Below are 14,737 nucleotides of genomic sequence, written 5' to 3'. Positions count from 1 at the left end.
CGTGTTACTTGCCGGGCGTGCGATAGGGAATGAAGTCGCCCAGTGCACAGCTGCCGGTCATCGCGCCCGAAGGCAGGTTCACCACGCGGGCGATGTCGCCCCGGCAGTATTGCGACGAACTCATGCGGTTCATGACCAGCGTGTCGCCGCGCGAGATGCCGGTGCAGCTCCCCTGCAGACGGTTGAGATAGACCTGATCCTTGCTCACGACATAGACCAGGGTGTTATCGCCGATGGACCGCAGGCGGCTGCTGTCGAATGAGGTCACGCAGGAGACGGGCTCGCCCGCCGTCTTGCCCTCCAGCAGACGCTCCAACTCCTGCGTTTCGCGTTCGCTGAGCCTCGGTTCGGGAGCGGGACCCGCCGTCGCGCAGGCGGCCAGCGGCAGGACCGCCAATGAGAGACACAATCTGTTCATCATCTCCGCTCCTCTCGCGTCCTTCTGTCTCGCGAAACTAGCAGATTTCCGGCTGTCTCGCATCTTGTATGACGGATACGAATGTGCGGGCCCTTGGTTGCGCAGGCCAGGACAGAGCGCCGTGGCCTCTATTGCCTAGCCCCTGTCCTTGGCCGCGCGCCGGCTGGCCAGTTCCTCCACGCTTTGGGCGCGCATGAAGGGGTTGGTGGCGCGTTCCAGCGCGATCGTTGTGGGAACGGTGGCCTCGTCGCGCGCGCGGGCAGCTTCGACCTGCGCGAGGCGATCCGCGATGGCCTCATTCTGCGGTTCTGCCTGAAGGGCGAACTTGCCGTTGGAGAGCGTATATTCGTGCGCGCAATAGACCTGGGTGTCGTCGGGCAGGGCCTCGAAGCGTCGCATGTTGGCGTACATCTGCGCGGGCGTGCCCTCGAAGAGCCGGCCGCAACCCATGGCGAACATCGTATCCCCTACGAAGATCATGGCATCTTCCGCAAAGTGATAGGCGACGTGGCCGGCGGTGTGTGCGGGCACCTCCATCACCACCGCTTCATGGTTGCCCAGCCGCACCCGGTCGCCTTCGCGTGCCGGGCGATCGACATTGGGGATTTTCGCGAGTTCGGCGGCGGGCGCCGTGACGGTGGCGCCGGTCGCTGCTACGATGCCCGCATTCCCGCCGATATGATCGCCATGCCAGTGCGTGTTCCAGATCTGGGTGATGGACCAGCCGCGCGCCTGCGCGGCCGCCAGCACCGGCTCGGCCACCGAGGGGTCGACGACCAGCGTCTCCCCGCTCGGCTTGTCATGAACCAGCCAGACATAATTATCCGACAGAACCGGAACACGCAGGATTTCGAGCGTGCTCACCATTCACCCGTGTTCGGCATCGACGCCCAGGGTTCGGCCGGCTCGAGATGGCCATCCTGCAGCAGCTCGATGGAAATGCCATCGGGCGTGCGGACAAATGCCATATGGCCGTCCCGGGGCGGGCGGTTGATGGTCACGCCATTGTCCATGAGGCGCTGGCAGGTCTCGTAGATATTCTCGACCCGATAGGCGAGGTGGCCGAAATTGCGCCCGCCGCCATAGCTTTCGCCGGCGCTGCCGTCTTCCGGCGGCCAGTTGTAGGTCAGTTCCACCTGCGCATCCTCATCGCCCGGCGCGGCGACGAAAACGAGCGTGAAGCGACCCTTCTCATTATCGAAGCGACGGACTTCCTTAAGGCCGAGCAATTCGAAAAAGCGCAAGGTTGCGTCGATGTCGGTGACGCGGATCATGGTGTGGAGATATTTGGGCATGGTGCAGCTCTTTCCTTTGGTCCCGCGTCAGCAACGGTTCAGCACAAGAGTGAGATAGTCACCTCTCAAATAGGCGTCTCGCGGTCGCGGGAAAAGAGAGGAATGCGCACAATGGTTTGGCTGCAGGACATGAACAAGGTCGCTTTGGCAGGTGCTGTGGTGCTTGCGGGCGGCATGATCACCGGTGGCTACCTGCTTGGGGATGGCCTGCGGCGTGCCCACACAGCTGACCGATCCGTCACGGTGCGGGGCCTCGCCGAGCGGAATGTCACCGCAGACCTCGCGACCTGGACCATCGCCTATTCCGCGACCGGCACCGACCTTGCCAGCGTGCGGGCCGATATCGAGGGCAATACGGCCGAACTGCGCGGCTATTTCAAGAGCCTCGGCTTCCCGGACAATGCGCTGACCGCGACCGGGGCCGGGGTCAACCAGTTCATCAACAACGGCGTTCCCAACATCACGATCACCCAGCGGATGCAGTTGCGCACGACCGATATCGATCGGGCGCAAAAGGCGGTGGCCAATCAGTTCGATCTCGTGCGGCGCGGCGTGACGCTGCAAGAAGGTTCGGCGATGAGCTATAGCTTCACCAAGCTCAACGATATCAAGCCGGAGATGGTCGCCGCCGCGACCAAGGATGCGCGCTCCTCGGCCGAACAGTTCGCCAAGGATAGCGGCACCGGCGTGGGCGGCATCAAGAGTGCGACGCAGGGCTATTTCTCCATCGAGCCGCGTGATGGCGAGACATCCGGCGGTTACGGCGCGGCCGACACGCCGTTCAAGAAGGTGCGGGTCGTGACGACGGTGGATTTCTACCTCGACTGAGGTCGGCCGCACGCACGCTTCATCGCCCGGTTTCGGTCCCTGTCGTAGCAGCGGCCGCGGGGGCCGGCTCGCCGTTCAGCTGGGCGAGATAATCGGTGGCCTGCCGGGCAATATCGCTATCGCGCGCAGCCAGTTCCTTGCTGCGGCTGAAGGCGGCGCGGGCGCCGGCGTCATTGCCTGAGAGCGCCAGAATGATGCCCTGTTCCAGCGCAATGGCGGCATCGCTGCGGGCGCGGCTGGCGGCTTCCTCGATATGCAGGCGAGCCAAGGGCAGGTCGTTCATGCGCCGGGCGAGCGTGGCCGAGAGCAGCCATGCGAGCGGATCGGCGGCGGCCAGCACGATCGCCTGATCGAGGTCGGTACGGGCGCCGGGCAGATCGTTGGCGGCCACGCGGGCGCGGGCGCGATCCAGATAGATTTCTCCGGTCGCAAGCGTCTTGGGCAGGGGGCGCAAGAGGGCCGCATCCAGCGCCCGCAGCGCGCGCGGCGTTTCGCCTGCGATCAGCGCGGCATTGCCGGCCTGCGACCATAATCGCGCCTGCGTTACCGCGTCGAGGCCCTTGAAGGCCGCGCCATCCTCGAAAGCCTTTGCCGCATCACTCCAGCGCCCGGCCTGCCCGAGCGCATAGCCCCGGCACTGCGCGGCATAGGCGCCGCCATCGGCCTTTGCCCAGGCGTCCGCATCGGCAATGCCCTCGGAGGGGTTTGCGTTGGCGCGCTCCAGACAAGTGGCGAAGCGGGGTGCAATGGCGGGCGGGACGACGGCGGCGAGTTCCGTGCTGTCATTGCCGGCGCGTTCCCCCGGAACCTGCTCGATCCAGGGGCGCTGCTCTCTCTGCTCGGCCTCGGCGCGGCGCATCTCGTCTCGTCGCCGCAGCAGCGCCTCGATTTCCGGATCATGCTGGGGCACGCTCGCTTGGGCGAGCTGGGCGAGGGAAAGCGCGGCGGCAACGAGCATAGGCAGGGTCAGGACTCCACGAGGCGCGCGACAGTCGCGATCAGCAGGGCAATGTCCTGCGGGCGCGAGAGGCGATGATCGCCATCCTTGACGAGCAGCGTCTGCACATCGGCTGAACGAACCTGCTGCGCGATCCGCACGGCGATCTGCCAGGGGACGTCGGCATCGGCCTGTCCTTGCAGCAGGCGGATGGGGCACTCGATCGCGATTTCGCCATCGAGCAGCCGCAGCGCCTCGCCCGACGCCCAGAAGGCGCGTGTGGTCACATAGGGCTGATCGCCATAAGGCGTAGGCTCGACCAACTTGCCCTCGCGCTGCAAGATCGCTTTTTGCGCGGCATCAAAGCCCCAATTGGTAAAATCCGGCGCGGCGGCGATGCCGACGAGGCCGGCGACGCGCGCGCCCAAATCGCGGGCGAGCAGCAGGGCCAGCCAGCCGCCCATGGATGAGCCGACGAGGATGATCGGTCCGGCGGGGACGCAATGATCGATCACGGCGCGGGCATCGTCGCGCCAGCTGGCGAGTGTGCCGTCCTCGAACCGACCTGCACTCTCGGCGCAGCCGGCATAATCGAAACGGAGCATGGCGCGGCCTTGGGCGGCGGCCCAGTCGTCCAGCGCCAGCGCCTTGCTGCCCATCATGTCCGACATGTAGCCGGGGAGGAAGACGACGGTCGGCGCTGTGCCGGGCCGGTGGCGGTAGGCGAGGCGCAGGCCCGCGGCGTTGGGCAGGAAGGCGGGCGGTGCGCTGGTGGTATCGTCAGTCATGACGCTGCCCTTATCAGAACGGGAAGCGACTGGCAGGGGCGACGTCCTTGTCATCCTTGCAGGCATTCACGATGGCGCGCCATTCCGCCGGAGTCAGTGCGGCCTCATAGCGGTGGCCCTTGCGCGCCGAGGCCTCGAACGCCTTGCGCCGCTCGGCGGAGATGGGGTGCGAGGCCATGAGATTGGCGGCACGCTCGATCTGCTCCCCGCCGTCGCCTCCCCCGAGGCGTTTAAAGAAAGCGGCGGTCGGCAGGGGCGATATGTCGGCCTTTTGCAAGGCGCCGATGGAGTAGCTGTCCGCCGCCCGCTCGGCATCGCGACCATAGCTCAGGGACAGCAGGCCGTTGGCGGTGTTGCCGAGGTCGCCGCCGAACCCGCCCAGCACGATGCTGAGGCCAAACTGGCGGATCAGCGCTGTCATCGTGTCGCGGTTGCGGACATGGCCGATCTCATGGGCGAGGATGCCCGCTACCTCATCGGGCGACTGGGCATCCTGAATGAGCTGGTCGAACAGCAGGATGTGGCCGCCGGGCAGGGCGACCGCATTGACCATCTTTACATTGGCGATGCCGATGCGGCGGATGGGTACACCTTCCCCGAGCTTGCGCTGGAGCTTGTCGAGCGCGGCGCGGCTCTGCGGGGTCTGGCACAGGCGACCGCCGAAATCGCCGATCATGGCATCGCCGAGCCGCTGCTCCCAGCTGAGCGGAACATGCGGCGCGATCCAATCGGGCGCGCGGAGGACGGCATAGACGACGCCCGCCGCGATCACGGCGAAGAGCGCCAGCGCCCGCCACAGGCCGACACGGTCGATCCAGCGGCCATAACGCGCGGGGAGGGGCAGGTGGATCGCGAAGTCCTGCGGTGGCGCGCCGGTGAAGCCGAGCCGCCAGCCATGCTGTCCGCGCAGGCCATAAATAGAGCGCCCGCCGCTGCCATCGACCGGCACCAGATCGCCCCAGCGGTGCGGGCCGCTTTTGTTCAGACCCCAGCGGAGCGTGAACGTCTCCGCTGTCCATTCCAGAACCGGATGATGGCGCGTTGCGCTGGTGCCATCATAATGCCAGATGGTCTCGTCCGGGCCGGCCTGGGTCATGCGCGCGCTATGGAGCTAGATGGCGCCGATGTCGAACGCATCGGCAAGGCCCTCGCCCTGACCCGGCGCATTCGTGCTCGACTGGGTGAGAGATGAGAGGCTGATCTCGCCGCTGGCATCGAGATGGACGATGAAGAACTTCCAGTGCCGGTAGGAGAGGAAGACGAGGCCGATGCCGAGCGTCAGCACCACCAGCGCGATGTCGCCGAGGATGAGCTTGAACCAGTCCTTGGTGCGGGCCGAGAAGTGGAAATCGAGCGTCGAAAGTGACAGGCTGCTCACGGCCACGCGGAAGAATTTGGCGTAATAGGCCAGCGCAAAAAAGCCGATGATCGTATAGATCAGCAGCACCATCAGGATCATCGCGAGCACGAAGGCGAGGCCGGGTTGGGCCTGCGTCTCGGGATCGAAACCGCCACGCATCGCAGCGCCACCACCTGCAAAGATGAGTACGGCCATGACGGCAAAGATGATGAACGGCAGCAGGTAGAACAGCAGGAACCGGCGGAAGATTTGTCCGGGCATTGCCGCCGCGCGGAAGGGATGGGGGCCAAAGCTCATCGCGTTCCAGCGGTCGTTCCATAGCGAGGTCATAGACCAGGGAATGAGCAGGCCGATCACCATCCACGCGACGATGTTGCGCCAGACGTAGGACCAGCCATAGGCCCAGCCCTTGTCATTGCTGCCGCCGCGAATGCCGTGCCACCAGGTGCGGCTGAGGCGATAGCGCAGCATCCGCATGCGTGCCACGCCGGCGAGATAGAAGATCACCATGAACGACGTTAGGCCCAGCACGCCGGCGAGCGGTGCCTGTCCGCGCAACACCATCGCCTGCATGCCAAAGTTGAGAAACAGGAAGGGGATGCCGAAGAGCACCAGCACGATCAGGAAGCCGATGAGCAGTTCAACGCCGGTGCCGGTCCATTCCAGCCGCTCGTCGATGAAGCGGGTGCGGCTCCACAAATAGCGCCGCGTCCGCGTCGTTGCCCAGAACCGATAGACGCCCAGCGTCACGATGGTCAGCAGCAGATTGGTGAAGGCAATCGGGGCGTATTCCCGCCAGCTTCCTTCAAAACCGAATGCACGGTCGGTCTGGTCGTTCATTGGCAATGGTCCCCCGGCTATTGCGCGGGCGACCAGACACCGGATGCAGCTGACCTGTCAAGTGACTGAGAAAAAAGGGCGGGGCGCGAAGAGGGGCGCCCCGCCCGGCACTCACAGGGCGAGGGAGACCGTGAGGCGTATGTCGCGCCCGGCGAGCGGGGCGTAATCCTTGAGCAGGCTGGCGTGGCGCCGCGCCTCGACATCGAAGATGTTGTTGGCTTGCAGGGAGAAGGAGACCCGCTGGTTCGCGATGGCGGGTTTCCAGGTCAGCCCGGCGTTGACGAAGGTGTAGGCGGGCGTAACGGTCTCGCGCGCGCTTACCCGATCCTGCTTGAAGGCATGCTCGATCTCGCCGCGCACAGACCATTCGCCGGCATCGAGCGTGGCACCGCCAAGAAGCCGCAGCGGCGGGATGCGTGGCACGGGCTCGCCGTTGTCGAGCGTTGCGCGCGTGAAGTCGGCCAGACCGTCCAGGCGCAGCTCGGTGCGGCCGAATGTTGCCGCCGTCCAATCTGCCTGAATCTCCGCGCCATAATATTCCGCGCCGGATTGCAGATAGGCGAAGCAGGGGAATTCGAGCGAGGTCGCGCCGCTGGCCGCCAGACAGGCGCTGTCATCGACGATGGAATCGTAAATGAACCGGTCGAACTTGTTGTAGAAGCCCGAGACGGTGAGGTGGAAGTCCGGGCCCCGTCCGTGCAGCGTACCCTCGACGCCCCAGCCGCGCTCGGTGCCGAAGTTGGGATTGCCAAGCTCAAAAGCCTGCGTGCCGGCATGGTTGCCGCGCGCGAAGAGTTCATCCGCCGTGGGCGCCCGCTCGACCCGCGAGAGGTTGACGCCGACCCGCCAGTCAGTCGCGATGGCATAGCTGGCGCCGAGCGATCCCGACACCGTGTCGAAGTTGCGGCGATAGTCCGGCGAGCCGAGGTCGCTGTCCTGCGCCGCCTCGATGCGGTTGTGCTCGAAGCGCGCGCCGGCCTCCAGCCGCACCTTGCCGAGATCGAGCGCCTGCAGCGTGAACAGGCCCCAGGTCTCGCTGTCGATCGCCGGCAGGAACTTCTCCTCGCCCTCGATGTGGCTCTTGCGCAGCAGCATCTGCCCGCCAATCGCGCCTTCCCATCCGCCCCGGCGCGCCTGCACGAGATCGAGCCGGGTTTCGAGGCCTTGCGTGAAGAAGCGGGTGTGAATGTCCTGCCCGTCGAGCGACATTTCGGCATGTTCGTAATCGGCCCAGCCGGCGCGCAGGCGGATCTGGTCGAGCAATCCGCCGCCCACATTCACTTGCGCGCGCAGATCGGCACGGGTCTGCTTCATCTGGATTTTGACTTCCTCGGCGCCATGCTCGTGCTCGCCTTCTTCGCCCTCGATCGCGCCTTCGTCCTCATGATCCTCGTGCGTCACGTAGCGGATCGGCAGGCCATAGGTGAATTGCGAGCGGCCGACCGAGAAGCCGAGGGACCCGCCGGAATCGATGTAGTTGAGGCCGCCGGTGTAGCTCCAGCCTTCGATAGCGGAATTGGGGATGCGCCCGCGCAGCCCGGCGAGGTCGCGAATGTCGGCTTCGTCGCTTTCCAGCGCTTCGGCCCGGGGCTCGGCGCCCAACACATAGCCGCCGCTGCGCAGATCGCCGGTTTCGATCCAGCTGCCATCGGCATGGAACACAAAGCCGCCGCCCAATGCAATGTCGGTCTTGCCGGCGAGCGATTTCTCGCGGGCGGCGCTGCCGAATGTCCCGGTGGCGGCCAGATCGAAGCCGCCCTCGGGCAGATGCGTGGGAATGCGCGTGTCGATGACATTGACGACGCCGCCGACCGCGGAAGAGCCATAGAGCAATGCCGCAGGGCCGTGCAGCACCTCGATCCGGTCGGCGAGCAGCGGATTGATTGCGACGGCATGGTCCACCGAGGTGGCGGACGCATCGAAGCTGCCGATCCCATCGGTGAGCAGGCGGATGCGGTCGCCCGAGAAGCCGCGCAGGATCGGGCGAGAGGCGCCAGGACCGAAGGATGTGGAAGAAACGCCCGGCTGCCGGGCCAGCGTCTCGCCCAGGCTCGGGCGGATGTCGCGGGCCAACTCCTCGCCGGTGAGGACGGATGTGCCGCCAAGCACATCGATATGCGAGCGCGGGATGATCGCGGTGACGACGATGTTTTCCGGCCGATCGTCATGGCCATGCGCTTCGCCGGTATCCGGCGGCGGCTGGCGCTGCGCCAGAGCGGGAGCTGCGAACAGCGCGGCGCTGGAGAGAAGGGCGGAGAAGGCGGCGGTATGCGCGAGGCGCGGACGGAGATTGGTGTTCATATGATATAACGTAACGAGTGAGAAAATGCTGCGCAAGCGAAATGTCGTCGGCGTTCGCTTCGTGCGAATTTTGACGCGGCAGTAGGGCGGGGCGCGTCAGGCGCGCCGAAGGCGTGGCATCCGAGAGGAACGGCGTCGCTCGCGACCGAGCGGATCGCGCTTATCGCGTGCGGCTGGACCCGCCGCCTGCCGACTGAGCGGACGCAGCAGCGCTTGAGGCATTGCTCGCTGCCATTTCCGTCGGCTCCGTCTTCGCAGGCTCAGGAAGGCCGGCGCGCAGGCGCTTGAGTTCGGCAAGGCGGCCCTTGAAGGCGCGCAGTTCGGCGCCGGCCAGTTGCGCTGTCTCCGTGAACTTCACGCTCGCCGGATTGATCGTGCGCCCATTGCGATAGAGTTCGTAGTGCAGGTGCGGTCCGGTGGAGAGGCCGGTCGAGCCGACATAACCGATGACCTGCCCGCGCTTGACGCGCTGACCAGCGGCGACGGCGATGCGGCTCATATGGCCGTAGCCAGAACCAAGGCTGCCACCATGCTCAATCTTGACGTACTTGCCATGGCCGCCGTGCCAACCGGAATAGGTCACCCGGCCGTCGCTCACCGCATAAATGGGTGTGCCGGTGCTGGCGGCGAAGTCGAGACCGGCGTGCATCCGGCTATAGCCGAGGATCGGGTGCCTGCGCATGCCATAGCCGGAACTCTGCCGCCCGCTTACCGGACGGGCGAGAACACCGCGCCGCTCACCGACGCCGGATGCTTCGAACCACTGCGCGCGCCCGGCCTGCGTCCAGCGCAGCAGGTTGATGTCCTTGCCTCGCTGCCGCTGGAGGCCCGCGAACAGCAGCTCTCCGGTCTCACTTTCACCGGTCGCGGCGCGGCGATGGGCGACGATGATATCGAACGTATCGCCAGCCCGCAGGCCGTTGCCGACATTGACCTGCGCCGACAGCACCTTGAGATAGGCCTGGATCGTCGACGGATCGGCACCGGCTGCGCGGGCGGAGCGGTAGAGGCTGTCACCCACCTGGCCGCGAATGCGCAGTGGCGTGTTGTCCACAATGATGGGAATGCGGCGCAGCGTCAGCGCGCCATCCTGCCGGGTGATCTCCAGCGCCAGCTCGAGCTTCGCGCGGAGGGACAGATGATCCAGCGGGCGTGCGACATTGCGGTTGGCGCGCCGGCCGAGCACGATGCGCACGCGGGTGCCGGGCGCGATCGTGGCGGGATCGACGGCCTGCCGGATCAGCGCCATCGCCGCGCTGGCATCATTGCTGCTGATGCCGGCGCGCGAGAGGGTGTGGGCGAAGCTGTCGCCAGTGCCGACGGCGGCATCCAGCTCGATCTGCGGGCGCTCGGGCGTCTCGCGCAACGGCGCGACCAGATCGGTCGGTCCCATGCGCTTGCCTGTATCGGCCCCGAGCGCCGAGGCGCTGATCATCTGCGAGCGATACTGGTCCAACTGCTCGGTCGAGAGCGGCGCGGGTTGTGCGCCGGGAACGGTCAGGACGCCGGGCGCGGACATGACCATGATGCCGCACAGCGAAAAGCACGTAATGAAGCCGCGCCACCAGGTCCGGCTGCCGATGTTCTGGCCAAGATCTGGCGCGAGATCGACGCGATGCGCCCAGTCCTGCACCCGCTCGCGCCAGTCTCCAGAGCGGAGCGGTGCGAGCACCTTCGCCGGGCTGTTAAGCCAAAGCGTACCGGTGCCGGCGCCCTGCGTGGGGCTAAGCTCGATCTTCTGAAACACGAATTGATGCGCCCCTGACGGCTTCTGCCACGCTGTCGCGACTGCCAAACGTCGCGCTTTGTTTGTAAAGGCAGGGGGTTAAAGTCAAATAAAGACACAATATCGACCCATAGCTTGCGGCGAGTTGTGCGCAATCGTCGGCTGATTGCGGAACCATCCCTAATTCATGCGGGGTCTGGATTGAGCCTTGCCGTGAGCCACGGCGCGCTCCATGTGTCAGCCAATCATGTCGAGCTACGAGCCTGCAGCTCTCAAGGCGGTCCTGGGACCGACCAACACGGGCAAGACCCATCTGGCGATTGAGCGGATGTGCGGCCATTCGAGCGGGCTCATGGGGTTTCCGCTCCGCTTGCTGGCGCGTGAGGTTTACGAGCGCGTGGTGCGAATCAAGGGCGCCGATCAGGTCGCGCTGCTGACCGGCGAGGAGCGAATCGCGCCGCCCGGCGCCCGCTATGTGCTGGCGACTGCCGAGGCGATGCCGGTTCGCGGTGGCTTCGGCGCCTTCTCCGATTTCGCGTTCGTGGCCGTGGATGAGATCCAGCTCGCCGCGGACCCCGAGCGCGGCCACATCTTCACCGACCGGATGCTGAATGCCCGTGGACGCGAGGAAACGATGCTCCTCGGCTCGGCAAGCATGGCGCCCTTGGTGCGCACGCTGCTGCCCAAGGCGGAAATCGTGACGCGGCCGCGCTTCTCCACCCTGCGCTACAGCGGGCCGCAGAAGCTCTCCCGCCTGCCGCGCCGCTGCGCCGTCGTCGCCTTCTCCGTCGAGGAGGTGTACCGCGTGGCTGAAATGCTGCGCCGGCATCGCGGGGGCGCGGCGATCGTCATGGGCGCGCTCAGCCCTGCGACGCGCAATGCGCAGGTGGCGATGTTCGAGGCCGGGGAGGTCGATTATCTGGTGGCCACGGACGCTATCGGCATGGGGCTCAATCTCAACGTCGATCATGTCGCCTTCGCGTCGCTGCGCAAGTTCGATGGGCGGCGGACGCGCCGCCTGACTGTCTCCGAAATGGCGCAAATTGCAGGGCGCGCAGGGCGGCACCAACGGGACGGGACATTCGGCGATGTCGGCGCGGCGGATGGCGAGCCGGCTTTTTCTGCGGAAGAAGTGGAGCGCATCGAGGAGCATCGCTTCGACCCCATCGAGCAGATTTTCTGGCGGGAAGCGGACCTGCCGATGGATGACATCGACACGCTGATCGAGGCGCTGCTGGATCGTCCCGAGCGCGCGGGGTTGCGCGCGGCGCCCGAAGCGATTGACCTGGCGGTGCTGCAATATCTCGCCGACCTGCCGGACGTGCGCGCACGGGCGCGGGGCCGGGGGCAGGTCGCGCGGCTCTGGGCGGCCTGTTCCGTGCCGGATTTCCAGAAGCTCGGCATCGAGCACCATGCGCGCACCATTCACCGCCTGTGGACGTGGCTGAGCCAGGGCAACGGCCATATTCCGCAGGACTGGTTCGCAGCGCAGCTCGCCCGGCTGGACAATGTGCAGGGCGATGTCGATGCGCTGGCCGGGCGGATCGGTGCGGTGCGAATCTGGGCCTATGTCGCCCAGCGGGACGATTGGCTGGCCCAGCCTGTCGAGATGGCGGCGCGCGCGCGGGCTCTGGAAGAGCGTCTTTCCGATGCGTTGCACGGCGCATTGAAGCAGCGTTTCGTTGATCGGCGCGCCTCCGCCTTGCTTCGGCGCGGCGGTGATGCCAAGGCGTTTTTGTCAGTGGACGTCGACGGCGCAGGCAATGTAACAGTCGATGGTCACAGGATCGGCACGATGCGGGGCTTCCGCTTCATCGTCGATCCCTTGGCGAGAGCGAATGAGAGGCGGCTGCTGCTGGCCGCTGCCGAACGGAGACTGGGTGCGCATTTGAACGAGATGGCTCAGGCATTGCTGGCGGTGGACGATAAAGCGTTCACTCTCGCCAGCCCTCCCGGCGGTGATGCGCAGATCATCTGGAACGGGCACCCGGTCGCGACATTGAAGGCAGGGCAGCGTCTGCTCGCGCCCGAAATGACGCTGGATGCGGGGCTCTCCAGCCTCGTCCCGGAAATTCAGCAGGGCGTGCGCGATCGGCTGGCGCTCTGGCTCAAGAATCAGTTCGAGCGCCACATTCCGGCGCTGCTGAAGATGGAGGCCGGCTCCACGGAGGCCGAACTGCCTGCGACGGTGCGCGCGGTGCTCGCGCAACTGGCGGACGCCGGGGGAATCGTGCCGCGCAACACGCTGGATGAAGCGCTCGGGCAGGTCGCCAAGGAAGACCGCACCCATTTGCGCAAGGCCGGCGTGGTGATCGGCGTCATGGATTTGTATCATCCGGGCCTGATGAAGCCGGCTGCAGCGCAATGGCGCATGGTGCTGCTCTCGCTGAAATCCGGCAAGCCGCTGGTGGCGCTGCCCGCGCCGGGCGCGGTGCTGCTGCAGAGTGGTGGCAGCGAAGAGCGCAAGGCGAGTGCGCCGAGCGAACCGGTGGAAGCCGGCGACGTCGCAGCGCCGGTTGAGGCCGAAACCGAAGCATCCGCGGAGGCTCCGGCGCCGGTTGAGGCTCCGGCATCCGAAACGCCGGCAGTTGCTGAGGCGCCCGCACCTGCCAAGGTCGCCAAGCCTGTCGTGCCGATCGACGAGATTGGCGCGCGCATTGCGGGGTTCCGCAAGCTGGGCGAGGCCTGGCTGCGCATCGATATGGCCGAACGGCTTGCACGCGGGGCGCATGAGGCGATTGCGGCCGGCAAGCCCTATGGCGCTGATGATCCAACGATCGTCTCCATTGGCCTCAATGAAGCGAGCTTCCTGGAGCTGATGCGGCAGGCGGGTTTCCGCCCGGTGCCCGATGCGGCGGAAGGCGCGCCCAACTGGCAGTTCCGTGGCCGGCCCAAGCCGCGTCCGAAATTCGAGGGGCCGCGCAATCGCGGCGGCCATCGTCGTCCGGCGCAGCAGGGGCGGCAGGATCAGGATGGCCAGTCCCCAGCGGCCGGCGATGGCCCGCGCAACCGCCCGGATCGGCGCGGCAAGGCGGCCGAGGGTGGTCCGCGCCGTGAACGGGACAAGCGCCCGGATCGCGACAATCGTCCCGATCGCGGCCCGAGGCCGGATCGTGGTCCCCGACCGGACCGTGACGGCGGTGGTCGCGAGCGGCCGATCGTCGCCACGGGCAAGGCCTTGGCCGGTCTTGGCGCCTTGTTCGGCCGAGAGGACTGACTTTCTGGCGAGGCAGCGGGATGAGGGCGCATCGACCGGCCATGGACCGAGTTTGCGCCTCGACAAATTCCTCTGGTTCGTGCGCCTGTCCCCCAGTCGTTCTAGCGCGCAGGCGCTCGCGGAGCGGGGCATCGTGCGCATCAATGGCCGCCGGATCGAGCGGGCGCACGCGCCGGTGCGTGTGGGTGACCTGCTCACCTTGCCGCAGGGCAATGTCATTCGCGTGATCCGCGTGGAACATCTGCCGGAGCGGCGTGGCCCGGCCCCCGAGGCCCAGCTTTGCTACAGTGCGATCACGCCCGGCGCCGACCCGGATACGACGGTGATGCCCCGATAAAGTTAAGCTACGCGCAATCCTTGCCCTTGCCTGTTGACCCTGTGGCGGCGCGCGCATATCGCGATCAGCGAAAACCAAGCTAGGAAAGCCAGCCATGACCTATGTCGTGACCGACGCGTGCATTCGCTGCAAATATATGGACTGCGTGGAAGTATGCCCGGTGGATTGCTTCTATGAGGGCGAGAACATGCTCGTCATCAATCCCAACGAGTGCATCGACTGCGGCGTGTGCGAGCCGGAATGCCCGGCTGAGGCGATCCTGCCCGATACCGAGAGCGGTCTCGAGCAGTGGCTTGAGGTGAACACCAAATATTCCGCCGAATGGCCCAATATCACGACCAAGCGCGAACCCCCCGCGGATGCCGAAGAGCATAAGGGTGAGGACGGCAAGTTCGACAAATATTTCTCGCCCGAGCCGGGCGAAGGCGGCTGAGCCTTACGCACAACTGACTGTTTTCGCCTGCAATTGCAGGCGGATGTGGTCCCTCGCGATGCCGACCTATTGGCTCGCGAAGGACTAAGGGCGGGTTCGGAGCGAGCCCGCTACGGTTGGGCCAGATGAACTCTCCAGACCAGCGCGACACGCCATCCATAGTGTGTCGGCGTGCGATATGCCGCAAAATATCAGATTACCTCCGGTTAGGCTGGTAATTTTGTTGCGAATCTGTTAAACCCGCCGGGAAGTGACAC

13 protein-coding genes are annotated in these 14,737 nt (G+C 66.0%); 4 read left to right on the top strand and 9 right to left on the bottom strand.

Going from position 1 to position 14,737, the window contains the following annotated elements; all coding sequences use genetic code 11:
• Positions 1 to 4: 4 nt before the first annotated feature.
• The 3 genes from M2341_RS13615 to M2341_RS13605 all read right to left on the bottom strand — a co-directional run bounded on the left by M2341_RS13615 (position 5) and on the right by M2341_RS13605 (position 1,713).
• The gene (locus M2341_RS13615; RefSeq protein WP_264575159.1) at positions 5 to 421 is read right to left on the bottom strand and encodes a DUF6491 family protein; all 417 of its coding nucleotides are present in this window, start codon (positions 419 to 421) and stop codon (positions 5 to 7) included.
• 132 nt (positions 422 to 553) lie between these two features.
• A complete protein-coding gene (gene gloB, locus M2341_RS13610) occupies positions 554 to 1,285 on the bottom strand; it encodes a hydroxyacylglutathione hydrolase (protein WP_264585597.1) in 732 nt (243 codons plus the stop codon).
• Positions 1,279 to 1,713 carry a VOC family protein gene (locus tag M2341_RS13605; protein ID WP_264571096.1) on the bottom strand — a complete coding sequence of 145 codons (435 nt, stop codon included), beginning with the start codon at positions 1,711 to 1,713 and terminating at the stop codon, positions 1,279 to 1,281. The genes gloB and M2341_RS13605 overlap by 7 nt, the downstream gene beginning before the upstream one ends.
• A gap of 111 nt (positions 1,714 to 1,824) precedes the next feature.
• Here M2341_RS13605 and M2341_RS13600 point away from each other — a divergent pair, with 111 nt between their 5' ends.
• Complete coding sequence (locus M2341_RS13600) at positions 1,825 to 2,541, top strand: SIMPL domain-containing protein (RefSeq protein WP_264586052.1); 717 nt, start codon at positions 1,825 to 1,827, stop codon at positions 2,539 to 2,541.
• Between the two features lie 19 nt (positions 2,542 to 2,560).
• On the opposite strand, the gene M2341_RS13595 is transcribed toward M2341_RS13600, so the two are convergent.
• From M2341_RS13595 to M2341_RS13570, 6 genes are all read right to left on the bottom strand, one after another.
• Complete coding sequence (locus M2341_RS13595) at positions 2,561 to 3,499, bottom strand: hypothetical protein (protein WP_264585596.1); 939 nt, start codon at positions 3,497 to 3,499, stop codon at positions 2,561 to 2,563.
• An 8-nt stretch (positions 3,500 to 3,507) separates the two neighbouring features.
• Positions 3,508 to 4,266 carry an alpha/beta fold hydrolase gene (locus tag M2341_RS13590; RefSeq protein WP_264585595.1) on the bottom strand — a complete coding sequence of 253 codons (759 nt, stop codon included), beginning with the start codon at positions 4,264 to 4,266 and terminating at the stop codon, positions 3,508 to 3,510.
• A gap of 13 nt (positions 4,267 to 4,279) precedes the next feature.
• On the bottom strand, positions 4,280 to 5,362 hold the full coding sequence (locus M2341_RS13585) for a M48 family metallopeptidase (RefSeq protein WP_264585594.1): 1,083 nt from the start codon (positions 5,360 to 5,362) through the stop codon (positions 4,280 to 4,282).
• 15 nt (positions 5,363 to 5,377) lie between these two features.
• Positions 5,378 to 6,466, bottom strand: a complete 1,089-nt coding sequence (locus M2341_RS13580; RefSeq protein WP_264585593.1) for a YjgN family protein — start codon at positions 6,464 to 6,466, stop codon at positions 5,378 to 5,380.
• A gap of 111 nt (positions 6,467 to 6,577) precedes the next feature.
• On the bottom strand, positions 6,578 to 8,767 hold the full coding sequence (locus M2341_RS13575; protein WP_264585592.1) for a TonB-dependent receptor: 2,190 nt from the start codon (positions 8,765 to 8,767) through the stop codon (positions 6,578 to 6,580).
• Between the two features lie 160 nt (positions 8,768 to 8,927).
• Entirely contained in the window at positions 8,928 to 10,514 is a 1,587-nt protein-coding gene (locus M2341_RS13570; protein WP_264585591.1) for a M23 family metallopeptidase, read from the bottom strand.
• A gap of 226 nt (positions 10,515 to 10,740) precedes the next feature.
• On the opposite strand from M2341_RS13570, the gene M2341_RS13565 reads away from it, so the two are divergent.
• From M2341_RS13565 to fdxA, 3 genes are all read left to right on the top strand, one after another.
• Positions 10,741 to 13,710, top strand: a complete 2,970-nt coding sequence (locus tag M2341_RS13565; RefSeq protein WP_264585590.1) for a helicase-related protein — start codon at positions 10,741 to 10,743, stop codon at positions 13,708 to 13,710.
• A gap of 52 nt (positions 13,711 to 13,762) precedes the next feature.
• Complete coding sequence (locus M2341_RS13560; RefSeq protein ID WP_264571088.1) at positions 13,763 to 14,047, top strand: RNA-binding S4 domain-containing protein; 285 nt, start codon at positions 13,763 to 13,765, stop codon at positions 14,045 to 14,047.
• Positions 14,048 to 14,141: 94 nt separating this feature from the next.
• The gene (gene fdxA / locus M2341_RS13555; RefSeq protein WP_181560401.1) at positions 14,142 to 14,480 is read left to right on the top strand and encodes a ferredoxin FdxA; all 339 of its coding nucleotides are present in this window, start codon (positions 14,142 to 14,144) and stop codon (positions 14,478 to 14,480) included.
• Positions 14,481 to 14,737 lie beyond the last annotated feature (257 nt).

Origin of the sequence: Sphingobium sp. B7D2B (assembly GCF_025961895.1) — a bacterium.
Taxonomy (GTDB): Bacteria; Pseudomonadota; Alphaproteobacteria; order Sphingomonadales; family Sphingomonadaceae; genus Sphingobium.
The sequence above is the reverse complement of the archived record's forward strand: the minus strand, read 5'-3'. Positions and strand labels throughout refer to the sequence as shown.

Coding starts and splice junctions, on each gene's coding strand:
- M2341_RS13600 (WP_264586052.1), top strand. CDS start 1,825: ATGGTTTGGCTGCAGGACATGAACAAGGTCGCTTTGGCAGGTGCTGTG.
- M2341_RS13585 (WP_264585594.1), bottom strand. CDS start 5,362: ATGACCCAGGCCGGCCCGGACGAGACCATCTGGCATTATGATGGCACC.
- M2341_RS13580 (WP_264585593.1), bottom strand. CDS start 6,466: ATGAACGACCAGACCGACCGTGCATTCGGTTTTGAAGGAAGCTGGCGG.
- M2341_RS13565 (WP_264585590.1), top strand. CDS start 10,741: ATGTCGAGCTACGAGCCTGCAGCTCTCAAGGCGGTCCTGGGACCGACC.
- M2341_RS13575 (WP_264585592.1), bottom strand. CDS start 8,767: ATGAACACCAATCTCCGTCCGCGCCTCGCGCATACCGCCGCCTTCTCC.
- M2341_RS13590 (WP_264585595.1), bottom strand. CDS start 4,266: ATGACTGACGATACCACCAGCGCACCGCCCGCCTTCCTGCCCAACGCC.
- gloB (WP_264585597.1), bottom strand. CDS start 1,285: ATGGTGAGCACGCTCGAAATCCTGCGTGTTCCGGTTCTGTCGGATAAT.
- M2341_RS13605 (WP_264571096.1), bottom strand. CDS start 1,713: ATGCCCAAATATCTCCACACCATGATCCGCGTCACCGACATCGACGCA.
- M2341_RS13615 (WP_264575159.1), bottom strand. CDS start 421: ATGATGAACAGATTGTGTCTCTCATTGGCGGTCCTGCCGCTGGCCGCC.
- M2341_RS13595 (WP_264585596.1), bottom strand. CDS start 3,499: ATGCTCGTTGCCGCCGCGCTTTCCCTCGCCCAGCTCGCCCAAGCGAGC.
- fdxA (WP_181560401.1), top strand. CDS start 14,142: ATGACCTATGTCGTGACCGACGCGTGCATTCGCTGCAAATATATGGAC.